General features: G+C 65.4%; 28 protein-coding genes. 27 read left to right on the top strand and 1 reads right to left on the bottom strand.

The features are described from left to right. Position 1 precedes the first annotated feature (1 nt). The 15 genes from BN3906_RS03255 (at position 2) to BN3906_RS03190 (ending at position 10,173) form a co-directional block, all read left to right on the top strand. On the top strand, positions 2-412 hold the full coding sequence (locus tag BN3906_RS03255) for a hypothetical protein (RefSeq protein ID WP_066584014.1): 411 nt from the start codon (positions 2-4) through the stop codon (positions 410-412). Beyond that, positions 409-603, top strand: coding sequence for a hypothetical protein (locus BN3906_RS03250; RefSeq protein WP_066584011.1), 195 nt, complete (start codon positions 409-411; stop codon positions 601-603). Before BN3906_RS03255 ends, BN3906_RS03250 begins: the two co-directional genes overlap by 4 nt. Next, the gene (locus BN3906_RS14650; protein ID WP_154669486.1) at positions 600-752 is read left to right on the top strand and encodes a hypothetical protein; all 153 of its coding nucleotides are present in this window, start codon (positions 600-602) and stop codon (positions 750-752) included. The genes BN3906_RS03250 and BN3906_RS14650 overlap by 4 nt, the downstream gene beginning before the upstream one ends. A gap of 270 nt (positions 753-1,022) precedes the next feature. Then, a complete protein-coding gene (locus BN3906_RS03245) occupies positions 1,023-1,535 on the top strand; it encodes an excalibur calcium-binding domain-containing protein (protein ID WP_066584008.1) in 513 nt (170 codons plus the stop codon). A 181-nt stretch (positions 1,536-1,716) separates the two neighbouring features. Further along, positions 1,717-1,932 (top strand): hypothetical protein, encoded by a 216-nt coding sequence (locus BN3906_RS03240; protein ID WP_066584005.1) that lies wholly within the window; start codon positions 1,717-1,719, stop codon positions 1,930-1,932. A 2-nt stretch (positions 1,933-1,934) separates the two neighbouring features. After that, on the top strand, positions 1,935-2,222 hold the full coding sequence (locus BN3906_RS03235) for an HNH endonuclease (protein ID WP_066584003.1): 288 nt from the start codon (positions 1,935-1,937) through the stop codon (positions 2,220-2,222). Positions 2,223-2,581: 359 nt separating this feature from the next. After that, the gene (locus BN3906_RS03230) at positions 2,582-3,229 is read left to right on the top strand and encodes a hypothetical protein (RefSeq protein WP_147592728.1); all 648 of its coding nucleotides are present in this window, start codon (positions 2,582-2,584) and stop codon (positions 3,227-3,229) included. 116 nt (positions 3,230-3,345) lie between these two features. Continuing rightward, positions 3,346-4,737, top strand: coding sequence for a terminase large subunit domain-containing protein (locus BN3906_RS03225; RefSeq protein WP_187119881.1), 1,392 nt, complete (start codon positions 3,346-3,348; stop codon positions 4,735-4,737). Between the two features lie 48 nt (positions 4,738-4,785). Beyond that, positions 4,786-6,168 carry a phage portal protein gene (locus tag BN3906_RS03220; protein WP_066583995.1) on the top strand — a complete coding sequence of 461 codons (1,383 nt, stop codon included), beginning with the start codon at positions 4,786-4,788 and terminating at the stop codon, positions 6,166-6,168. After that, positions 6,168-7,307 (top strand): VG15 protein, encoded by a 1,140-nt coding sequence (locus BN3906_RS03215; RefSeq protein WP_066583993.1) that lies wholly within the window; start codon positions 6,168-6,170, stop codon positions 7,305-7,307. The genes BN3906_RS03220 and BN3906_RS03215 overlap by 1 nt, the downstream gene beginning before the upstream one ends. 53 nt (positions 7,308-7,360) lie before the next feature. Further along, positions 7,361-7,891, top strand: a complete 531-nt coding sequence (locus BN3906_RS03210) for a hypothetical protein (protein ID WP_066583991.1) — start codon at positions 7,361-7,363, stop codon at positions 7,889-7,891. A gap of 5 nt (positions 7,892-7,896) precedes the next feature. Next, positions 7,897-8,985 (top strand): phage major capsid protein, encoded by a 1,089-nt coding sequence (locus BN3906_RS03205; RefSeq protein ID WP_078057069.1) that lies wholly within the window; start codon positions 7,897-7,899, stop codon positions 8,983-8,985. A 63-nt stretch (positions 8,986-9,048) separates the two neighbouring features. Then, the gene (locus BN3906_RS03200) at positions 9,049-9,504 is read left to right on the top strand and encodes a hypothetical protein (RefSeq protein WP_066583986.1); all 456 of its coding nucleotides are present in this window, start codon (positions 9,049-9,051) and stop codon (positions 9,502-9,504) included. Then, positions 9,501-9,869 (top strand): hypothetical protein, encoded by a 369-nt coding sequence (locus BN3906_RS03195; RefSeq protein WP_147592726.1) that lies wholly within the window; start codon positions 9,501-9,503, stop codon positions 9,867-9,869. The genes BN3906_RS03200 and BN3906_RS03195 overlap by 4 nt, the downstream gene beginning before the upstream one ends. After that, positions 9,862-10,173: a DUF5403 family protein gene (locus BN3906_RS03190; RefSeq protein ID WP_147592724.1), complete on the top strand. Its 312-nt coding sequence runs from the start codon at positions 9,862-9,864 to the stop codon at positions 10,171-10,173. The genes BN3906_RS03195 and BN3906_RS03190 overlap by 8 nt, the downstream gene beginning before the upstream one ends. 16 nt (positions 10,174-10,189) lie before the next feature. Here the strand turns inward: BN3906_RS03190 and BN3906_RS14355 are convergent, their stop codons facing one another. After that, positions 10,190-10,411 carry a hypothetical protein gene (locus BN3906_RS14355; protein WP_147592722.1) on the bottom strand — a complete coding sequence of 74 codons (222 nt, stop codon included), beginning with the start codon at positions 10,409-10,411 and terminating at the stop codon, positions 10,190-10,192. Positions 10,412-10,587: 176 nt separating this feature from the next. On the opposite strand from BN3906_RS14355, the gene BN3906_RS03180 reads away from it, so the two are divergent. From BN3906_RS03180 to BN3906_RS03125, 12 genes are all read left to right on the top strand, one after another. After that, positions 10,588-11,223, top strand: coding sequence for a phage tail tube protein (locus BN3906_RS03180; protein ID WP_066583966.1), 636 nt, complete (start codon positions 10,588-10,590; stop codon positions 11,221-11,223). A gap of 186 nt (positions 11,224-11,409) precedes the next feature. Continuing rightward, entirely contained in the window at positions 11,410-11,781 is a 372-nt protein-coding gene (locus BN3906_RS03175; RefSeq protein WP_066583963.1) for a hypothetical protein, read from the top strand. 86 nt (positions 11,782-11,867) lie between these two features. Further along, positions 11,868-12,194, top strand: coding sequence for a hypothetical protein (locus BN3906_RS03170; RefSeq protein ID WP_147592720.1), 327 nt, complete (start codon positions 11,868-11,870; stop codon positions 12,192-12,194). Between the two features lie 15 nt (positions 12,195-12,209). After that, the gene (locus BN3906_RS03165) at positions 12,210-15,140 is read left to right on the top strand and encodes a phage tail protein (protein ID WP_066583952.1); all 2,931 of its coding nucleotides are present in this window, start codon (positions 12,210-12,212) and stop codon (positions 15,138-15,140) included. After that, positions 15,140-16,036 (top strand): hypothetical protein, encoded by an 897-nt coding sequence (locus BN3906_RS03160; RefSeq protein WP_066583950.1) that lies wholly within the window; start codon positions 15,140-15,142, stop codon positions 16,034-16,036. The genes BN3906_RS03165 and BN3906_RS03160 overlap by 1 nt, the downstream gene beginning before the upstream one ends. Then, the gene (locus tag BN3906_RS03155) at positions 16,036-17,262 is read left to right on the top strand and encodes a Gp37-like protein (protein ID WP_066583949.1); all 1,227 of its coding nucleotides are present in this window, start codon (positions 16,036-16,038) and stop codon (positions 17,260-17,262) included. The genes BN3906_RS03160 and BN3906_RS03155 overlap by 1 nt, the downstream gene beginning before the upstream one ends. Positions 17,263-17,597: 335 nt before the next feature. Then, on the top strand, positions 17,598-18,356 hold the full coding sequence (locus BN3906_RS03150) for a hypothetical protein (protein ID WP_147592718.1): 759 nt from the start codon (positions 17,598-17,600) through the stop codon (positions 18,354-18,356). 100 nt (positions 18,357-18,456) lie between these two features. Beyond that, positions 18,457-18,639, top strand: a complete 183-nt coding sequence (locus tag BN3906_RS14350; protein WP_147592716.1) for a hypothetical protein — start codon at positions 18,457-18,459, stop codon at positions 18,637-18,639. Then, positions 18,636-18,890: a hypothetical protein gene (locus BN3906_RS03140; RefSeq protein ID WP_066583943.1), complete on the top strand. Its 255-nt coding sequence runs from the start codon at positions 18,636-18,638 to the stop codon at positions 18,888-18,890. The genes BN3906_RS14350 and BN3906_RS03140 overlap by 4 nt, the downstream gene beginning before the upstream one ends. 283 nt (positions 18,891-19,173) lie before the next feature. Next, on the top strand, positions 19,174-19,536 hold the full coding sequence (locus BN3906_RS14975) for a collagen-like protein (RefSeq protein ID WP_147592714.1): 363 nt from the start codon (positions 19,174-19,176) through the stop codon (positions 19,534-19,536). Positions 19,537-19,544: 8 nt separating this feature from the next. After that, the gene (locus tag BN3906_RS03130; protein WP_066583939.1) at positions 19,545-19,841 is read left to right on the top strand and encodes a hypothetical protein; all 297 of its coding nucleotides are present in this window, start codon (positions 19,545-19,547) and stop codon (positions 19,839-19,841) included. Beyond that, complete coding sequence (locus tag BN3906_RS03125; protein ID WP_066583938.1) at positions 19,841-20,509, top strand: glycine-rich domain-containing protein; 669 nt, start codon at positions 19,841-19,843, stop codon at positions 20,507-20,509. Before BN3906_RS03130 ends, BN3906_RS03125 begins: the two co-directional genes overlap by 1 nt. Positions 20,510-20,547 lie beyond the last annotated feature (38 nt).

The following is a 20,547-nucleotide window of genomic DNA, read 5'->3' as shown; positions in this document are numbered from 1 at the left end:
CATGACCACTACCCGATTCGACCAGCGACCCGGCCCCTACGGCCACTGCATGACCTGCGACGCTGTCTTCACCACCCCGGAAGAAGCCCAAGCGCACCTCGAAGCCACCTACCAAGCATCGAAAACCGACCCGGAGCTGAAAAGCCACCCCGTGAGAGGGACGAACCTCACCCGGGCGCAGCGCATCCAATCGCACATCGACACACTCGTCTCTGACAAACTCCGCGAGTACGGAGACCTCGACGGGCGGGAACTCATCATGAACGAGGACACCGCCTACGAGGTGGTCCTCGACCTTCTCCGGGAGATCAACCGAGACGACGACTACACCGTCGACGAGGCGATCACCGCCCTCACCACCCTGCGCGAGCCAGACATCATCACCGCTCTCCGTGAGGAGGTGGACGCATGACCACCCGTATCCGTCGTGGCCGCCGGAACATCACCTGCACCAAATGCGGCAAGGACACCAGCACCAGGCACCCGGACACGACCCTGTGCGCCGAGTGCCGCGCCCATGCCCGCCCGCATACCCCGGTCAACATCGGCGCCATGCCGAAATCAGCCCTGGACGACTGGCTGGCAGCAGGGGGTGCACGATGACCGATCCTGTCCACGACCTCGTCCCCGAACCCCGGGACTTCCTCGTCCGCTTCGAAGTTCCCGTGTGCTGCCTGCACCGGGACGACGCCGTCACCTGCGCACTCCAGACCATCACCGACGACCACCTCCTGGAAGTGATCGAACAATGACCCGCCCCATGTTCCGCCCGCAACCAATCCGCCGGCCCCGCTCGTGGCGTGCCCGGATCGCCCGCTGGCTCACCGGACACCCACGACACACCGCCCACCAGACCTGGAGGTACTGACATGACCACGAGCATCGCGGGAGGCGGGGGAATGAGCGCGAAGTCATTTGGTTCTAACCCCGCACTTACCCCCACCTGTTGAAGAGGTGAGTAGTGTGCCCTACATTTCTCCCAGTGACTAGATCGGGTCACACCCATGAGGAGAAAAGACCACATGCACCGCAAAGCACTAATCCTGGCGACTGCCGCCGCCCTGTCACTGACCCTCACCGCCTGCGGGTCAGACGACAACGAGACCTCGACCACAACGACGGCGACCTCGACCAGTCGTGCAGCGACGACGACCAGCAAGACCACCACCACGACTGCGCGCACCACCAGTGACGCACCACTGCCCACCACCGAGGAACCCGCCGCAGCAGTGATCATCCCCGGTGACGACGACGACACGCACGTCGACGTGGACGCCCCCCGCCACATCCCCGACCCGGTGCCCGCGTACACGCCCGACCCGGAACCCGCCTACACTCCGGCGCCGGCGCCCGAGCCCGCGTACACCCCGGACCCGGCCCCTGTCGTGGAACAACCCGCCGACACCTCGGGATTCCAGTACCAGAACTGCACCGCCGTACGCAACGCCGGAGCGGCCCCCATCCACCCCGGCGACTACGGCTGGGGCGATCACCTCGACCGAGACAACGACGGAGTCGCCTGCGCCGGAGACTAACCCCTCCCACTCTCGCCCCCACTGTCGCCCTTCACGGGTGACGGTGGGGGCTTTGTCATGCTCACACCATGCTCCTCGGAGAACTCGACGGACCCCTCATCATCCTCGGCACCCTCGCCGCAGGATTCCCCCTCACCCTCCTCGCAGAGTGGGCCTACCACCACACCCACAAGGACTAGCCATGGACCACCCGGAGATCATCGCACCCATCGCCACCTACACCGTCACCTACGGCCTCGACCAGGACGGTGACCTCGCCACCACCGAAGTGTGGACCAACCACGAATCCGCCACACGCCCCGTCCCCATGATGATCAAGGCCGGGATGATCGCCCTGGCACAACAGTCCCTCACCCTCGACTGCCTCCCCACCCCCCACGATGACGAGGACGACTGACAATGGCACAACGCGAACGCTCCACCACATGGCGGCGTCGCGTCGCCAGGGAACGCCGCCGCCTCGAACACGACCCAACCCTCGCTGTCTGCTGGCTCTGCGGTGACCCCATCGACATGACCCTCCCCGTCGACCACGACCGGGCCTTCTCCCTCGACCACGTCGTACCAGTCGGACGCGGCGGCGACGAAGCACACGGCGAAGCACGACCAGCACACAGACAATGCAACAGCCAGCGCAGTGACGGACGCAGCGCAATCAAACACGCCACCACCCTCCTCGACTGGTGACCCCCAGACCCCACACCACCCACCAGCACACCACACGCAACCACGACGAAACGGAAAAACCATGCGAACCGCACGCCACACCCTCGACCACTCGCACACTCGTTCGCCCCTGTTCGACTGCACACTTGAAGCCCTGGGGGGTGCCTCCCCTCCCACCCAGAGCCCCCCACCTACCGGTATTGGTATCCGCGCCCACGACCGGCCAGCTACCAGCGGTTCCAACCTGCTGCCGGTGGAACTATTCGAACACCGTCTAGAATCGAGACGCAGTCTCGCCCCGTCCGGTGCCGCTACCTGCCGATTTCTACTGGCCGTCGAGTTCCACCGGGGTTCCACCGGGGGCTTCTATCGTGCTGCGCATGGCGGAGAAGAAGCCGGCGGTGGCCCGGAAGCAGTGCGGGACGACGGCCGGGTACCGGCAGCACATCAAGCGTGGGGAGCAGACGTGTGAGGCGTGCCGGGCTGCTCATCGGGAGCATGAGCGTGCTCGTCGGGCGGGTGAGATTCGTCCGCGGGGTGAGTCTCGGGCGAAGAAGTGGGAGCGGCAGGAGGCTGCTGCGGCGGTGGTGGTCGACGGGCCGCCGGTGGGCCAGGAGGGTGATCGTCCGGCGTTCTTGAAGCGTCAGGGCCGTGCTCTGTGGGATGAGATCACGGGCGCCTACGACCTGGACGCGGGTGCGAAGGTGGTCCTCGGGGAGGCGTGCCGGATGCGCGACCGGTTGGAACGCTTCTCGGCCGCGCTGTCGGTGCAGTCGACGTTGTGGTTCGAGCTGGGGGAGCCGGAGGAGCTGCGCACCGGGGATGTGCAGGTCCAGGTGGTGGTGAACAACATGATCGGGGAGGCGCGGCAGATGCAGGCGGCGGTGGCAACAGCGCTGAACAAGATCGGTGTGCTGAAACAGGCCGAGGCGAAGTCTGATGGCCCGTCGGTGGAGGACCAGTTGGCGGAGAAGCGCGCTGCGCGGCGTGCGGCGGCGGCGAAGGCTGCCCGGGAGGCTGGGGAGTGACTGCGTCGGCCGCAGATCCGCGGTTGGTGGTGCCGGGGTCGCTGATGGAGCCGCGGACCTCCCCGGTGGGCAACCAGGTTCCGCAGGTTTTCCACGCGCCGGAGTGGACGTACAGCGTGGGGGAGGACATCACGGACCTGGCGGCGGTGGTCGGCATGGACCTTCTGCCGTGGCAGCAGTTGGTGCTGAACAACGCGATGGCCGCGGACCCGGTCACGGACAAGTTCCAGGCGTTCCAGGTCGGGTTGGTGGTGCCGCGGCAGAACGGGAAGAACTTCATCGTCCGGGCGCGCCTGCTCGCAGGACTGTTCCTGTTGGGTGAGGAGCGCCTGGTGCATACCGCGCACCTTTTCCGCACGGCGCACAACGAGTACGAGGAGCTCAAGAAGATCATTGAGGCCACGCCGTGGATGCTGGCGAAGGTGAAGAAGATGCCGGATTCGAAGGAGACGGCGATTATCTTGAAGGACGGGCGGCGGCTGGATTTCCTGGCCCGGTCGTCGCGGTCGAATGGGCGTGGCCTGCAGGGTGACTGTGTGATCCTGGATGAGGCGTTCGCACTGTCGGCGACGCTGGTGTCGGATCTTCTTCCGACGCTGTCGTCTAGGCCGTCGCCGCAGGTTTGGTACACGTCTTCGACGGGTTTTGACTACTCGGAGACGCTGCTGAATGTGCGTGAGAAGGCGGTGGAGCACCCGGAGGACAACAAGCATCTCGCGTATTTCGAGTGGTCGGCTGATCCTCGTGGTGATTGGCGGTCTGTGGACGCGGTGCAGCAGTCGAACCCGTCGCTGGGCTACCTGCAGACGTGGGAGTGGATCAGTGAGACTGAGCTGGGGGTGATGGATGAGGAGTCGTACAAGCGTGAGCGTCTCGGCATCTGGGCCGATGCCAGCACCGACGCCGCGATTGGTGTGGACTTGTGGGGTCGCAGTTTTGCCACGCCGGAGGCGCTCATTGGTACGAAGGTGAAGCGTCGGTCCTTGGCGTTGGAGGTCACGCCGGATCGGGATCTGGCGGTCCTCGCTGGTGCTGCCGAGCTTGTCGATGGCCGGGTCGTGGTCGACATTATCGCTGCGAAGCCTGGGGTGGCATGGGTCCAGGACGAGGTCGCCCGCGTGGTGAAGAAGCACAAGCCGTACGCCGGGGTGGTCATCGATTCTTTCTCTGGGACGGCGGCGTTGGCGCCGCGGTTGTCGGAGGCTGGTGTGCCGGTGTCGCTGGCGTCGACTCGTGACATCACGTCGGGGACGGCGACCTTGTACGACATGCTTGTCCGACGCGATGAGGACGGGTTCCCTGCCCCGTCGGTGCTCCACGGTGAGCATCCGCTGTTGGATGATGCGGCGCATACGGCCCGGCGACGCCTGGTGGGGACCAGTAAGTCGGCGTGGACGTGGCAGGCGTTCGGGGAGGTTCGGGTGGAGCCGTTGCGGGCGGTGACTCTGGCGGTGCGGGGGCTGGAGATGGAGCCGGTGGTGAAGAAGCGGAGGGGCCGTGTGGCGTGATATGTCGCTAGCTGCTGTGCATATTCCCAGGTGGGTGACCATATTCGCATGACCCCTGAGAAGATCAAGGCATTTTTCGACCGGTTGCTGTCCCGGCTGTCACGGCAGCAGCAGGAGTGTGAAGCGATCGATTCTTGGCTGTGGCCGCAGGAGCGTGGGTTCGAGCTGCCGAGGAAGGCGACGTGGGAGCATAGGGCGCTCGCTGACCTGTCTCGCACCCCCTGGCTCCGGCTCGTCGTGGACAATGTGGTTCAGGCGATGTTTGTGGACAACATCGTGGGGACCAGTGGCGCTGACGAGCGGTTGCGGCAGACGTGGTACGGCAATGGTCTGCAGTCTGCGCAGGTTGGCATGCACCGTGCGATGGTCGCTTATGGTCATGCGTACGGTGTGGCGCAGGCGTCGAAGGACCCGATGCCGCGGGTCCGGTTCGTGTCGCCGAACAGGATGGCGGTCGAGTATGAGGCGTTGGGGGATCCGTACCCGTCGGCTGCTCTTGAAGTCCTGGACGCCAGGGTCGGGTCCTACAGGTTGAGTGTGCCGGGGCAGACTTTCGCGCTCAGGAAGGGTGTCCCGGTTCCTGGTTCTGTGATGGACGGGCTGGTTGTCGGGGAGCCGGCGCCGACGGGTCTGGATTTCGTGCCGGTGGTTCGATTCGCGAATCGTGAGGATCTTGATGGGCGGGTGACGGGGGAGGTCACGCCATTCATTCCGTCTGCGGCGAGGATCAACAAGACCGCCTATGACCGTCTGCTGGCACAGCACTACAACTCATGGAAGGTGAAGACAGTCACCGGGCTGGAGCTGCCGTCACTGCTGGACGAGGACGGCGATCCGACCGATCAGCTCGACCCGGCCGCCACTGAGCAGTTGAAGTTGAAGTTGGCGCAGGATGACATTCTGGTGGCAGAGAAGCCGGATGTGCAGTTCGGCACTCTGGATGCGACCGCTTTGGACCCGTTCGTGAACAGTTGGCGGTCGGACATTGAAGCCTTGGCTGCTGTGTCGCAGACGCCGGCGCATGCGTTGACAGGGCAGCTGGTGAATCTGTCCGCAGATGCTCTGGCCAGTGCCAGGGCCCCGTTGACGAAGAAGGTGTTTGAGCGGCAGGTGTCCGCCAGTGCGTCGTACTCGCGGCTGCTGCGGGCTGCCGCCACTCTGGCGGGCTGGTCGGATCTGGCGGAGGACTCGCTGGTTCGTGTGACCTGGCAGGACATGGAGATCAGGTCGCTGGCTCAGGCCGCGGATGCTCTCGGGAAGCTGGCGACGCAGCTGGGGATCCCGGCTGAGGGATTGTGGCGGATGGTGCCGGGTGTGGAGTCCGCTGATATTGAGGAGTGGACCCGTCTGAAAGATGAGGCGTACGAGCGTGACCCGTTGGCCGCGTCATTCTCTCGCCAGGTTGAGAGCACTGTGTCTGAGGTGTCCTGATGGCGAGGACGCATGCCGGTGACAAGCTGACGGAGGAGCATCGGCGTCAGCAGGTGAAGGTGGGGGATTCGCTGGCGAAGGTGCTGGTGAAGCTGTTTGCCCGGCTGTTTGACTGGTCGCGGATTGATGAGTCTGCGGAGGAGTTCGCGCGGCAGGCGGCTGTGGAGATCGCCAGGTACCGGGAGGCGTCCCGGATGCTCAGCGTGGACTACCTGCATGCTTTTCATGCGGTGGAGGCTCCGGATGCCCCTGCCCCGGTGGAGGAACCGTCGGAAGTTGATGAGGTGGAGATTGCGAGGGAGATTCTGGCGACGACTCGGGGGGTGGCGAAGTCTCTTTCTCGGAAGGGGTATTCGGAGTCTGAGGGTGTGGAGCGGACACGTCAGTCGGTGGTGGGGAAGGCAACGAAGCTGGCTGCTGATGGTGGCAGGCAGGTGATTGAGGCCGAGGTCAGGCGGGGGAATGGGCCGGTCGGGTACGCCAGGGTCGTCGACGCTGACCCGTGCCCGTTCTGCGCAATGCTGGCTTCTCGTGGCCTGTACTTCGCGGGGGAGGAGGCTGCGGGGACACTGCTGTACCGGTCGGACGCGTTCACGGCCTCGAACGCGAGGTTCGTCGGCGACGGCCGGTTCAAGGTACACGACCACTGCCAGTGCACGATGGAGCCGGTGTACAAGGTCGACGGGAAGATCAACCTGCCCGGCAATGGGAATCAGCTGGCCGAGGAGTGGGCGCAGGTTGCTGCTGGGCAGGAGAATCCGTGGCTGGCGTGGCAGCGGTGGCGGAATTCGGGGACGCTGCCGGAGAACTACGACGGGCCACTGGATGGGACTCGGCGGCCGGCGCCGGTGCATGGGCAGTCGACGGGGAGGCGGAAGCGGCCGGCACCGGCGAAAGCGTCGGAGCGGAGGAGTGCCGAGAAGAACCCGATGGCCGGTGCCTGGGATTCCCAGCGGTATCGGGCGTACGCCGACGAGCTGGAGAAGCGTGCAGTAGGTGTGCAGCAGGAGATTGCGGAGTTGAAAGCGCGGGGTCAGTCGGATGAGGACATTGCTGTGATGTCCCTGACACAGGAGCACAAGGCCCTGGTGTCGCGAATCGCGAGGTACCGCAAAGAGGCTGAGAAGCTGAGCGCATGACAGGCCGGGAGCCTGTGGATCATCTCAACGCCTGGAGCGAAAGAGGACAAGAAGTGCCCGAGAATCTGACTGACGACAACACTGACGTGCAGGCCCCAGCCCAGGAGGCGGAGCAGGTGGACAGTGCCGACGAGTCCCAGGAGCTGGATGCTCCGGAGCAGCCGACTGGCGAGGTCGACGCTGCCGAGGATGTGTCCGATGAGGCTGATGCTGAGTCTGATGAGGATGACGACGACGATGATGTCGTGGATTCCGCGGATGATGAGGCGTGGCGGAAGCGACTGCGGAGGAAGAACCGTGAGGCGAAGAAGCTTCGTGACCGTGCTGTGAGTGCGGAATCGGAGTTGGCGAAGTACAAGGCGGCTGAGCAGACCGGCCTGCCGCTGGAGCTTGCCGCTCGCTTGCAGGGGTCCACTCCGGAGGAGCTGAATGCTGATGCTGAGAAGTTGCTGGAACTGGTCGGGAAGAAGAGCTTTGTGCCTGGCGCCCCGCCGGCCACTGGTGATCGTCAGGGGGATTTCCGGGTGACACCGGAAACTGAGACCGATCTGGGGAAGATCGGTGCTCGAATCTTCGAGAGGTAAGTGCTATGGCTGCTCCGCAGCATCTCCTGTACACCCCTGGGCAGGTTGCCACATCAATGCTGGCTGCCCTGCGTTACAAGTCCACCCTGGCGCGCATCGTGAACCAGGACTTCTCCAAGGAGTTCACCGCTGGTCGTGGTGCGACTGTCACGGTGAAGCGACCTGTCATGATCGAGAAGGCGCGACGGTACACTGCCGCCGATCGTGCTGCCGAGAACGCCATCACCTACTCCAACCTGCTGCAGCCGTACACCCACGTTACCGTGAGTGATCAGGTGTACCAGGCCGTGAAGCTGCCGGACGATTTCCAGACCTTCACCCTCACCGACATTGAGCGTGAGGTCGTTGCCCCGATGGCTGAGTCCGTCGCGGAGGACATCAACGCGATTGTCGCTGAGGCTTTCGCTTCGGTCCCTGCCGGGCTCACCGCGATCGACAAGGCTGCGAAGGGCGCGATCGTCGGTGTTGACGGGAAGACGTACACGGACATCAACGCCCTTCGCGCCGCAGGCGTGCAGTTCGCCGGCTATGGGGCGAAGGTGTCCGTCAAGGCCGCTTCTCTCACCGCTGCGGACAATGCGGGTGTCCTCCCCGCTATCCGTGCTGCGCACCAGCTTTTCGCCGAGCGTGGCGTCCCGGTGGACAACCGGACTCTCGTCGTCGGGTCCGGGTGGGAGGCTGCGCTGCTGTCTCAGGATCTGCTGACGAAGGTCAACGAGTCCGGCAGCGCTGACCAGCTGCGTCGTGCGACCATCGGCACCCTGTATGGCTTCACCATCGTGGCGGACTACACCATCGATCCGCTCGCCGCGTACGCGGTGCAGCGTGACGCGGTGACCCTGGTGACCCGCACGACCGTCGCCCCGCGTGGTGCAGCGTTCGCTGGCACCGCCAGTGCTGATGGCTTCACCCTGCGGTACCTGCAGGACTACGACGCTGACCATCTGCAGGATCGTGCGGTCACCGACACCTTCGCTGGTGCTCAGGTCCTCGATGCTCAGCGCATCGTGAAGTTGACTGGCACGGCCGGTTTCGAGGAGAAGGCTGCTGCTCCTGCTACGCCTCCCGCCACTCCTCCGGCTTCTGGTGAGTAGCTCTGTCTGATGCTCCCACTCATTCTCTTGGGTGGGGGCCTGCCTTGATGGGAGGAGGCCCTCGTGGCTGACAGGGTGCGGTTGATTGACCCTGCTGATTTGGAGCGGTCCCTGCCGTCTGATGCTGGTCCGGTGGACGAGGGTCTGGCTGTGTGGGTGATTGAGATGGTCAGTGCTGCGGCGCTGGACATCACGAAGCGTCCGTGGGCGGATCCGCTGGATGTTCCGCCGGGGGCGATGGCTGTCCTCGCGCTGGCCGCGCGGCGCCTGTACACGAACCCGGATAGGTTCACGCGGGAGCAGTCTGGCGACTACTCCTATGGCCTGGACGCGTCGGTGACGAAGGCGGACATCTTCACGCCGAATGAGCTGAAGACGTTGGGTGAGTACCGGGCGGTGCAGCGTGTGAAGGGGTTGGGCACGGTCGGGGTGACCCGGGGTGACGTGTGCGCTCCGTCGACCGTGTATGTGCCGGACGGGTCGGAGTTCGGTTTCCCGTGGTACGGGGGTGGATGGTGAGCCTGATCAATCGGGTCGGGTCGTCGCACACGGTCACTGTGGTGCTGCGTGAGATGCGGGATGGTGACCGTGCCAGGCAGGTGCCGGTGGAGACTGGTCGGGTGACTGTGTACGGCCGGTTGCAGGAGTCGTCGTCGGAGGACATCACCGCGGCGGCTGCGGCGGGGGAGATCGGGGTGATGACGGTCAAGAATTTCATCTGTCCGCGGTTCCCTGGCGATGATTTGTCGCAGGTCATTGACGGTGACGGGGTGCTGTACAACGTGGTCGGTGAGCCGAAGCGGCACCGTGGGAGTCGTGCGACGGCTCGTGATGTGGTGCGTCTGCGGGAGGCCGGTGTGGTGAGAGGTGGCCGTGATGGCTGAGGTGTATCCGGACGCGAACAAGAAGGTCGCGAAGATGGCGGGGGTTCGAGCTGAGGTGAAGAAGACTTCGACGGAACTGCTGGCGGCAGTGCAGGCGCAGGCTGCGACGCATCACAGGACCGGTGACTTCTCTGACTCGTTCAAGGAGGGGCCGGCTGGTGGCCCTGACCGTGAGGTGTTCACTGCGCATCCGGCGGCTGTGGCTTTGGAGCTCGGTCACTTTGCGGAGAAGCGGGACGGGACGCTGGGCAAGTGGGTGCCTGGCCAGTTCAACCTGATCAAGGCAGTGAAGGGGATGAGCTGATGGGTTTGGAGCCGGTTCATGGGCGTGTCGATGTGGTGGCCTCCCTGGTGGAGGGCCTGTCCGTGGCATTGCCGGGCAGTGTGGTCCGTGCTGACCGTGACGCGGCGTACAGGCCTGATGTGGTGATGACGGTGGTGTCGGTGGCGTCGTCGCGGCAGTTGGGGGTGCTGCCGGGGGCTCGGTGGGCGGTGTCGGCGACGGCGGTGTTGGCGACGACGGGCCCTGATTTTGATGTCACTGTGACGGAAGCGGAGCGGGTTGGGGATGCCCTGTTGTCGCTCACCGGGGCGGGTGAAGTGCGGTTTTCTAGCGTGAAGTGTGACAGCGAGCCGGTCCGACTGTCACCGCACAATCCGACGGGCGCCGAGATGGTGTCCCAGACTTTCTCGCTGATTGCGAGGAGAGGAGCCTGAAATGGCTGATGAGATTTACCGCGATGATGCGGTGTTCATCCCGGGCCGGGGTGGCGTGCTGATCGCCCCGGTCGGCACCCTGCCACCCACTGCTTCAGAGTTGCAGCAGTGGGTTGATGCTGGTGCTGTGGGTGCGCTTGGCGCGTTCCTGCCGCTGGGCTACACGTCCTCCGATGAGCTGCCGTCGATCGACGCGGATGTCGAGGGTGGTGAGGTCAAGGGCGCGTGGGAGAATAGCGCGCTGCGGACCACGAAGACGACCATCACCGAGTCGATCACTGTGACGCCGATCCAGTGGTCGGAGAAGCCCCTCACTCACCGGTTCGGCCCGGGCGTCATCGATGACGAGAAGGGGCATTTCCACGCCCCGGCGGTCTACTCTGCGACCGAGGTGGCGATGCTGGTTGTCATCATCGATGGTGCCAGTGTGCTCGGCATCGAGTACTACAAGGTCAGCTCGTCTCCTGAGGGTGGTATCGAGCTGGACCCCGAGGCGTTTGCTGGCCTTCCGGTGAAGTGGACGGTGCTCACCACCCTGGTGACTGACGGGACGGAGTCGAAGATGCGTCGCATGACGGTGATCGAGGGGGCGTTGGTGAAGCCGGTGGCCCCGGCGCCCCCGTCGTCTGGCGAGTAGTGTCGCAGATCAGACTGTGGTGGGTGTGACTGGTGCATTCTGCACTGGTCACACCCACTTTCCTGATTGGAGTCCGAGATGACCAGTCCGATGCCCGTCCCCGAATCGGCGCATACCCCGCAGCATGCAGTGTCCGAAGCGTCAGCGCCGGTTGTGAATCCGTCCACCCCTCCTGAGGGGGCGCTCGTGGATGAGATGCCGGCCCTGTCCGGCCTTGTCCCGGAGCAGACCGCGGAGAGTGTGGACGAGGGTGTGGATGCTGCCTCCATGCCGGCTTTCCGCTCGCTGCGAGGACAGCTGCCGGCAGCCAGGTTCCATGTGAAGGCGCAGCTCGCGGCATTGGAGAAGATGGTGCCGGAGGGGATGAAGGGCGCCAGTGAGGATATGGTGCTGGACAAGCTGCCCGAGGTGGACAGGATGTTCCAGGCTATGCAGGATCTGGTGCTTGATCGCGCCGCGGACCGCGAGGCGATGACCGCGTGGCTGTGTGAGCAGGAGAATGGGGAGGGTGCTCTTCTGGCCGCGTTCGGGAAGCTGTCGGAGTCCCTGGGAAACTGATCGCCCTCCACGATCTGCTTGAGTGGTTCGGTGAGGCCCTGGTCCCGGATTTTGCTGAGCACTACCACCTGCGTCTGGTGGAGGTCGTGGAGGAGTGGGACCCGCGTGAGGTGCTGCTGCTGATCCTGGGGCTGCCCGCGTCGTCTCGTTTCCAGGGCCGCTTGATGGGGGAGAAGCGTCCTGGCTGGGATGACATGCTGTGGCTCACCCTGGACCTGCGGAACGCGGTCGAAGCGCTGCGGGTCATGCGGTCCGACGAGGGCAAGAAGCGGGGCGCGAAGAAAACCGACTTCCGCGAGTGGGAAGCTCGCCCTGGTCGCGAGGCTGAGAAACGTCGCCGAACACGGGCGAATCTGGACAGGCTGCGAAGATCTGCTCGCAGAGCGGGTGGCAGGCTGGATGTCGCCCCCTGATCGTGGGAGGCACCTGTGGAGGCAGGCAAGGTCAGTGTCCGCGTCTGGCCTGACACGCGTCAGTTCCGCACGGAGTTGAAGAAGACCCTCGACCGGGTGGAGAACGCATTCAGGGTCGATATTCCGGTTGTGGCGGATGCTGATGGTCTTGCCCGGTCTGTGTCGCAGGCGGTGAAGGTTGCCCAGGATGCGGCGGGGAAGATCGATGTGCAGACTGATGTGGACGTGTCATCCCTGTCTGCGTCTGCTCGTCGGGCGGCTGAGGCGGCGCAGGCTGCCGCTAGTGAGATCGATGTGCAGATGGACGTGGACGCGTCGTCCCTGGCGGGGTCCGCTCGTCGTGCGGTGGCGACTGCCCAGGCTGCGGCGGGTGAGATCGATGTGCAGATGGACGTGAAGTCGGCGTCCGTCGCGGGGCTGGCGGCTGCGGCTATGGCTGCGACCGCGGGGGTTCGTCTGATGGGGTCGGGGATGCTGTCCGCGGCGGCGAAGGTTCTCGTCCTGTCGGGGGCGGCAGGGGCGGCGACGGTGGCAGTGGCTGGCCTTGCCGCTCCTCTGGCGTCCCTTGCTGCTGCGGCGGTGTCCGCACTGGCTCCGATAGCCGCGCTGGGGGCGGCCCTTGCCGTGCCAGCTCTCACGGGTGCTGCTCTGGCAGTGGGGACGCTCAAAGCCGCGTTCGACGGCTTCGGTGATGCCCTGTCCGCGGAAACCGTGGAGGACTTCAACGCGGCGATCGCTGACATGGGTCCGGCCGCCCAGGCGGGGGCGACCGCCCTCCGTGGGCTGAAGGAGCAGTTCTCCTCAGTCGGTGATGCCGTGCAGGAGGACTTCTGGGGAAGCTTCTCCAACATCGGCGATCTCGCGTCCCTGATTGCGCCGATCCAGGGGGCGATGTCATCCCTGGCGGTGGACATGGGCACTGCGGCGTCCGGCGTCGTCGCATTCGTGTCAGCGGGGACCGGCCTGCAGGCTTTCACCACGCTGGCTGAGGGCGGGTCCGCTGCAATGGGCAATCTAGTGTCCGCTGTCGGGAATCTGATCCCTGGAATTGTCGCCGCTGGTGCGGCTGCCACCCCGGTACTTCAGTCCATCACCGACGGCATCAGCCGTGCTGCCGAGGCGTGGTCGGGCAAGATGGTCGCTGCTTTCCAGGACGGCTCCCTGCAGACTTACTTTGAGGGTGCTGTGGCTAAGGCGCAGGGACTGTGGGATGTCTTGTCACAGCTCGGGTCGATCGTCTCCGGCGTGTTCTCGGCGATGTCCTCGGCGGGCATGCCGCTGCTCGGTGTGCTGGGGCAGGCGATAGATGCGACGGACCGGTGGGTGAACTCGGCGCAGGGCATGTCGACCCTGTCGTCGTTCTTCTCGGCGATGTCCTCGGCGGTAGGCGCTGTCCTCCCGATTCTTGGTCAGGTGGCTGGGATCATCGGTGGGACCGTGGCACCGGCGATTGCGGATCTTGTGCAGAACGTCGCGCCGGGACTGTCTGCCCTGATCGACGGTATCGGTCAGGGGCTTGCCGCGATCGCGCCGGCTGTGGCGCCACTCGGTGCTGTGATCGGACAGCTCGGTACCGCGCTCGCGCCGATCGCTGGGTCCCTCGGTCAGATGATCGGGTCCGTCGTCTCCGGTCTGACTCCGGCGATCGGCGCGCTGACGCCCCTTGTCGACACGTTCGCGAGCGTTTTCCAGTCACTCGAGCCGGTGATTTCCACGGTCGCGTCCGTGATCGGTGACGTTCTCGTGCAGGCTCTTTCCGCCATGCAGCCGTGGTGGGATGCGATCGCTCAGGTCTTCCAGATCCTCGCGCCGGTAGCCCAGCAGTTGGCGGAGACTCTGGGTGCGGCGCTGGGCACGGCGATCCAGGCGCTCGCCCCGGTGATCCAGATGCTGGCGGAGGTGTTCGTCCAGCTTGCGCCGATCATCGGGGAGATCGCTACGACTATGGGTGGTCTTCTGCTCCAGGCGGTGACGGCGATCGCGCCGTTCATCCCGCAAATCGCGCAGGCTTTCATGGCGATTCTGCAGGCGGTCATGCCACTGCTGCCAATCATCGTGCAGCTGGCGGCGTCCTTGATTGAGTCGCTGTTGCCGATCATTGTGAGCCTCCTGCCGGTGATCGTTTCTTTGTCAAACACTTTTGCGTCGATCGTGACTGCGGTGATGCCGGTGATCGAGATCATCCTCAAGGTTGTGAGCGTGTTCCTGCAGCTGTTGGCGACGATCATCAGCTTCGTGGCGTCCGCGCTCGGGATGATCGTCTCGTTCGTCGCCGGTGTGATTTCAGGGTTCGTGTCCATGGTGTCGACGGTGATTGGCGCTATCGCGGAGTTCGTGTCCGACATTATTGGGAAGATCGCGGATCTGGTGTCCAGGTTCCTCGGGAAAGTTCGTGACCTGTGGAATAGGGTCACGTCGGCGTTCTCGGAGGGCGTGGGGAAGGCGGTGTCGTTCGTCGCCGAGTTGCCGGGGAAGGCGGTCGCTGCGATCGGGAACCTCGGGTCTCTGCTCGTCGATTCGGGCAGGGCACTGATTCAGGGGTTCATTGACGGTATCAAGTCGATGATCGGGAAGGTGACCAGTGTGGTGTCTGGTGTGGTCGACAAGGTGCGCGGGTTCTTCCCGTTCTCCCCGGCGAAGGAGGGTCCTTTCTCTGGTCACGGGTGGGTGCTCTATTCCGGCAGGTCTGTCGGTGAGGCGTTTGCGCAGGGTATCGAGGACCGGGCCGGGCTCGCGGCGGCGGCATCGGCATCGATGATGGCCGCGACCAGCAGGAATCTCTCCGGCTACCGGGCTGACATCGGTGGCTCGGGCGGGCCGGGCAGTGGGGCTGCGGTGGATACGTCGATCAGTATCGGCACGATCGTCGCAGCGGATCCGACAGCGCCGTTGCGTGAGGTGGAGTCAATGCAGCTGAGGGCAAGGATCAAGGCGGGGGTGGCGTGATGCTGACGGTGACATGGACTGACCCGCGGGGGAAGATCTGGGACCTGTCGGGCGGTACCGAGGGGGTGATCCTCGACCTCGGGCAGGAGGGCCTGGACTGGTCCGGGATTGAGCACACGTGGCTGCGGGGTGACAGTGTTTGGGCTGCGGCAAGACTGTCTCGCGGCATTCACCCGCTCAAGATCAGCATCGGCTACAGCCCGGCGACCGGTTGGTTCACCGGTGATGCCCTGTACCGGCTGATCGACGAGTGGTGGACGCAGGCCAACTCCCCCTTTGAACTGGGAACTCTCACCGTCACCCGCCCCGATGGGGAGACCCGGTCGCGCCGGCTGCGCCTGGCCGAGAGTCCGGACACTTCCTACACCTTCGACCCCGGCTTGGGCGAGGAGCCCGTCGTGGAGGCCTGGGTGCTCACCGGCGATGGGCCGTGGTGGGAGGGGCCGGAGCAGGTCTACCGCTACGACGCTGACGACGTCAGTGGCACGTCGACACCGTTCTACGGGCCGACGGGCGCCGGGTGGCCGCTGTACATCTCAGCGGGTGTATCCGCAGGTGACGCGTGGGTGGCGAACCGAGGTCAAGGGCCGATGTGGCTGCGCTGGACGATCGCAGGACCGGTCGTCAACCCGGTGTTCGGTATTGGAGACGCGGTGCTCGCGTATCAGGGCAGCGTGCTTTCCGGGCAGATCATCGAGGTGGAGACCGACCCGACCATGCGCAGCGTGATCGACACTGCCGACATTGCGCGGCCCTCTCTGTACGAGCAGGTGAGCGGGACCTGGGCCGCGGCCCCGGTGGGTGACAGGGTGCCGGTGGTGATTCGGGCGGATTCTATCGGCGCCGGCGGGTCGATCACTGCTACCGGTCGCGCCAAGTATGCGAGGGCGTTCTGATGACGACGATGTACAACACTGCCGGCGGTCCCGTCGAGGAGCCGTTGTCGGTGGAGCTGGTCGACTTCGGTGGGCGGGTTCTGGGTCACGTGGGCGCGTTCGAGGAGATGCTATTCACGTTCGTGGATCGGGCTGCGGATGTCAGCAGTCTGAGGGTGCCCCTCACTGAACTGACAGCACGTCTGCTGCCCTGCGATGGGCGGACGCTGATCGCGATGCGCTACAACGGGCTGACCCATCTCACGGTTCCGGTGGATGCGAAGGTGGTCAGTGGAGATGATCCGACTCTGGCGATGCTGGAAGTGACCGGGGCTGGTGGGTGGACGCTGCTTGACGGGCAGGTGCTCCCCCCGGGCCTGGCTGACGGGCTGACCACCTCCGCGGCCGAGTTCGAGGTGACCGGGCCGCTGGAAACGGTGATCAAGAGGCTGGTCACCGTCGGTACTTTGCGGGTGAGCCACCCTGTCTATGTGACTCCTGACCAGGGCCGTGGCCCGGAGGTCACTGCCCGTGGGGCGTGGGTGTCTGTGGGGGATGCTGTCCGTGGCCTGCTCACGGGCACTGGTTACCGGCTGGAGGTCACTCCGTGGGTGCCGGGGGACCAGCCAATCACGGACCAGGTCGGAGCGGTGTGGCCGTTCGTGGCCGTGGACGTCGTGCCCTACCGCCGCCGGCCGGGGCTGGTGTGGTCGTCTGAGGGTGGGGATATTGCGAGCTGGGAGGTGTCACGGTCCAGGGCCACGATGACCAGGGTGGTTGCCAGCAATGGTGCCGAAGACGTGGTGGACAGGTATGACCTGGAGCAGCGTCGTGAGGATGAGGGTCAGCCGTGGTGGGCTATCCGTGAGGGGTATCGCAAGGTTCAGGACCCCGCCCCGCTCGGCGAGAACGGGGTGGACCCGTTTCGCGTCCGGGAGAATCTGGAGGTTCAGGCGGCGGTGGCGCTGTCGGAGACCGCGGCGTCGGAGTCCGTGTCAGTGAAGATCAACGCAGGAACTCATTGGCAGCTTGGTGCCGGTGAAGGTGATGGTTGGTATCGGCCGGGCGATTTGGCCACGGTGGTGCTGCCGTTAGTCGGAACAGTCGAGGAGGTCATCACGGAGGTGGAGGTGAAGATCACCCCGAGTGAGCTGACGGTGACGCCGACGGTGGGTACCCCGGATTCGACGGTTCGGGAGCCGGTGGCTGACATGGCACGGCGGATTGGTGCTCTGGAGAGGGAGTAATGGCGATTTCAGTGGTGGGGACGGCCAACACGACGATCGGTCCGTCACAGTTCGCGGACATGATGTCCCCGGTTGCGCCGCGTTTCCTCGTAGGTGGTCCGACGGAGCTTCAGCCGTCGTACAACCAGGGCACTGTGACGGTGCAGCCTGGTGGGGCGTGGGTGTCTGGGGCACGTGTAACTCTGACGGGCACGAACACGGTGTCCGTGCCTTCGGTGTCCTCTGGCTCAAGGTGGGGTGTGGTACTGCTGCGGGTGGACTGGTCTGCGGGGACGGCACAGCTCGTGCATGTGGCCTCGAGCTCGTTGCAGACTTCTGGGACACCGAACCCCGCCATGATCAATCGCATCCCCGGGGTTATGTACGACGCGCTGATTTGCCAGGTCAGGCGTGATGCTGGCACTTCTGCGGCTGGGGTGTTCCGCGATTACCGGATGTGGGGTGGTGATGGTGGCCCGATTCGTGTGTCACAGGCGGCGCTGGATACCCCGGCGTGGCTGGATCTGCGACCCGGGGCAATGATTTCCACGGACCAGGGCACGTACACGAAGCGGCTGGATAATGACGGTACGTGGCGTGCGGTGGGCACGGACTCGAATCCGTGGCGCATGTGGACGCCGACTCTGCGCTTCTATGGCAACAGTGCGGTGAACGGGACCAGCGGTGGCACCGTCGCAGGTCATGGCAATGGCTCCGAAGTGAGCGCCCGGTACCGCGTGGTGGACGGGATGCTGGATGGGTATGTCTACATCCGCGCCGGGTCCACCGGAGCGACCTGGGGCGATGGGCAGATGACCGTCGATCTGCCGTTGGCGTGTGCGTCATGGCAGGAGGACACGTGGAGCATGGGTCACCTGTACACCACCGGGTACGGCGGTGACGGGTCCTACGACTGGCACGCGGAGATGCTGATCAAGAGGGGCTGGACGCGCGGCATGCTATGGACGAACCCGACGATCGGGGACACGCGGCTTGCTCCCTACGTGTGTCAGACGCCGAACGGCGGCCCCGGCACCGGCGTGCCCTACATCCTGGGCGGCTACCCGGTGGGCACATGGACTTTCCACGTGAACTACCCGGTGAGTGAGGTGTGACGTGCGGGGTCTTCAGTGGTCCCCGTACCGGTGGGATCCGGTCATCCGCCCCGACGAGGATCTGAGACTTTCACTCCGACATGGTGGTGACGTGCAGGGCATGGAGGCCCTGGTCGGGGGTGAGGTCCGGAGGTTCGCCCTGTCTCCGGAGGGGGCAGAGCTGGTGATCCCCGCCGACGAGACGGATCGGATCCCTGACCGGACGCCGGTGGTGGTCCGTGTGAAAACCGGTGGCGTGTGGACGGTGTTGACCGAGGGGCACGTAGTGAGGAGGGTGCTGTGAGTAGGAGAGCGGATCCGCTGGTGGTTGATCAGGTGATGCTGGTGCCGACGGCGGGGCCGATGGGCCCGATCGGGCCTGCCGGGCCGCCTGGGGAGCCGGGGCCGGTGTCTGGTGGCCCGGTGCAGTGGCACGGGCAGGGGGCACCGCCTGAGTACATCGAGGGTGCGAAGCCTGGTGACACGTGGCTGGACGTGCTGACAGGGACAATTTACGAGCTGGAGGCTGACGCCGACGGCAGGATGATCAGGTAGGAGAAGACTATGGCGTGGGTGCAGACTGGGTCGATTAAGGGGCCGAAGGGTGACCCTGGCGAGCGTGGGCCCGCAGGTGAGCGCGGCCCGGAGGGGCCGCAGGGGCTCCAGGGCGAGCAGGGCATCCAGGGTTGTCTCTTATACACATTTAGATGTGTATCAGAGCCAGCTACATCCGCTCTGGGTCCACGGGCCTTACTTGGGGCTACGGGCNCCGCAGGGACCGCAGGGCGAGCGCGGCGAGGACGGCGCCGACGGTAAAGGCATCAGCATCACCGGCTCTGTGGCGAGCGAAGCTGCGCTGCCTACGGGCCTGACCAGCGCAGATGCTGGTAAGGCGTACATCACGCAGGATGATGGCAAGCTCCACGTCTGGGCCGGCGATTCGTGGGCGCCGGCTGTCGACTTCCGCGGCCCGCAGGGTCCTCGCGGCGCCGAGGGGCCGCAGGGTATCCAGGGGCTCCAGGGCCCTGCCGGCGAGCGGGGCCCTGCCGGGGAGAAGGGCGCGACGGGGGAGAAGGGCGATACCGGTGCCCGTGGTTCGCAGTGGTTCACCGGCGCAGGCACCCCCGGCACGGTGAGCGGTGCGATCACGGGCGACATGTACCTCGACACGACATCCGGCACCGTCTACAAGCTGGACTAGGGGGGATCATGGCTTGGACACCGCAGGGGTCGATCAAAGGCCCGAAGGGCGATCAAGGCCCGGCCGTCGACACGTCGACACTGGTCCCGCAGTCGGATGTCGCGGTGCCTGCCACCGGCGGCAAGATCGTACGCCGTGGCACCTCGGGGCAGGTCACCGTACCGCACATCCCACAGACTGCCACTGACGCTGTGAGCAAGTCGTACGTCGACGGAAACTACGTCAGTGGCGCGTTCACTGTGGTCACGTCCACCACCCGGCCCACGTCCGCACCTGCCAACCAGATAACCCTGGTGATGTCCTGATGGGCCTGTTTCTCGGCACCACCGCCCCCTCACAGATCATGGTTGGCACGTCCCCGGCGGCAGCCGTGTGTCTGGGCACCGACGAGATATGGCGGGCAGCGCGGGAGTGGCAGGAGATCACTGCCACCACCACCCTCACCGTCCCGGCGTGGGCTGCCTACATCGACTTCGTCATGCTCGGGGCCGGCGGTGGCGGGTCGGGAGGCAACAACGCGAACGCCCACGGTAACGGTGGCGCCGCCGGGCAGTGGAAACAGCTGCTCGGCCGGGACATCGCAGCGGGCACCCCTATCGTGGTCACAATCGGACAGGGCGGTGTCGGGGGCGCCGGTGGCCCCAACTCACCGGGGGCGGCCGGTGGCGACACCACAGCGGCCGTCAACGGTGAAGTGGTCGCCACCGGTACCGGCGGGGCCGGCGGAACCGGCACCGGTGGGGCGGCCGGCAAGTCCCCGGGACCGACCACCCTCACCGTCCCCGAGGGGTACGGCTACGGGCAGCCGGACAGCACGACGTTCACCAGCGGGGGTGAGCAACCGACCATCGAAGCAGCCGGCAACCCACCCGGCGGGGGCGGCGGACCGGGGCGGGGGGCGTTCCTCTTCGGCGCGAAAAAGGGCGGCGACGGAGCTCCCGGCCGGGCGTGGATCCGATTCCGCAGCTGGTGAAAACGTCGCAGTGCGGGCAGCAACCATGACAGGACGGA

The organism is Corynebacterium provencense, from assembly GCA_900049755.1.
Lineage (GTDB): Bacteria > Actinomycetota > Actinomycetes > Mycobacteriales > Mycobacteriaceae > Corynebacterium > Corynebacterium neomassiliense.
This window is presented reverse-complemented; position numbering and strand designations above follow the sequence as displayed.

Coding starts and splice junctions, on each gene's coding strand:
- BN3906_RS03235 (WP_066584003.1), top strand. CDS start 1,935: ATGGCACAACGCGAACGCTCCACCACATGGCGGCGTCGCGTCGCCAGG.
- BN3906_RS03215 (WP_066583993.1), top strand. CDS start 6,168: ATGGCGAGGACGCATGCCGGTGACAAGCTGACGGAGGAGCATCGGCGT.
- BN3906_RS03250 (WP_066584011.1), top strand. CDS start 409: ATGACCACCCGTATCCGTCGTGGCCGCCGGAACATCACCTGCACCAAA.
- BN3906_RS03130 (WP_066583939.1), top strand. CDS start 19,545: ATGGCTTGGACACCGCAGGGGTCGATCAAAGGCCCGAAGGGCGATCAA.
- BN3906_RS03230 (WP_147592728.1), top strand. CDS start 2,582: ATGGCGGAGAAGAAGCCGGCGGTGGCCCGGAAGCAGTGCGGGACGACG.
- BN3906_RS03255 (WP_066584014.1), top strand. CDS start 2: ATGACCACTACCCGATTCGACCAGCGACCCGGCCCCTACGGCCACTGC.
- BN3906_RS03155 (WP_066583949.1), top strand. CDS start 16,036: ATGACGACGATGTACAACACTGCCGGCGGTCCCGTCGAGGAGCCGTTG.
- BN3906_RS03125 (WP_066583938.1), top strand. CDS start 19,841: ATGGGCCTGTTTCTCGGCACCACCGCCCCCTCACAGATCATGGTTGGC.
- BN3906_RS03160 (WP_066583950.1), top strand. CDS start 15,140: ATGCTGACGGTGACATGGACTGACCCGCGGGGGAAGATCTGGGACCTG.
- BN3906_RS03205 (WP_078057069.1), top strand. CDS start 7,897: ATGGCTGCTCCGCAGCATCTCCTGTACACCCCTGGGCAGGTTGCCACA.
- BN3906_RS03150 (WP_147592718.1), top strand. CDS start 17,598: ATGATCAATCGCATCCCCGGGGTTATGTACGACGCGCTGATTTGCCAG.
- BN3906_RS03180 (WP_066583966.1), top strand. CDS start 10,588: ATGGCTGATGAGATTTACCGCGATGATGCGGTGTTCATCCCGGGCCGG.
- BN3906_RS14650 (WP_154669486.1), top strand. CDS start 600: ATGACCGATCCTGTCCACGACCTCGTCCCCGAACCCCGGGACTTCCTC.
- BN3906_RS14350 (WP_147592716.1), top strand. CDS start 18,457: ATGGAGGCCCTGGTCGGGGGTGAGGTCCGGAGGTTCGCCCTGTCTCCG.
- BN3906_RS03245 (WP_066584008.1), top strand. CDS start 1,023: ATGCACCGCAAAGCACTAATCCTGGCGACTGCCGCCGCCCTGTCACTG.
- BN3906_RS03240 (WP_066584005.1), top strand. CDS start 1,717: ATGGACCACCCGGAGATCATCGCACCCATCGCCACCTACACCGTCACC.
- BN3906_RS03190 (WP_147592724.1), top strand. CDS start 9,862: ATGGCTGAGGTGTATCCGGACGCGAACAAGAAGGTCGCGAAGATGGCG.
- BN3906_RS03220 (WP_066583995.1), top strand. CDS start 4,786: ATGACCCCTGAGAAGATCAAGGCATTTTTCGACCGGTTGCTGTCCCGG.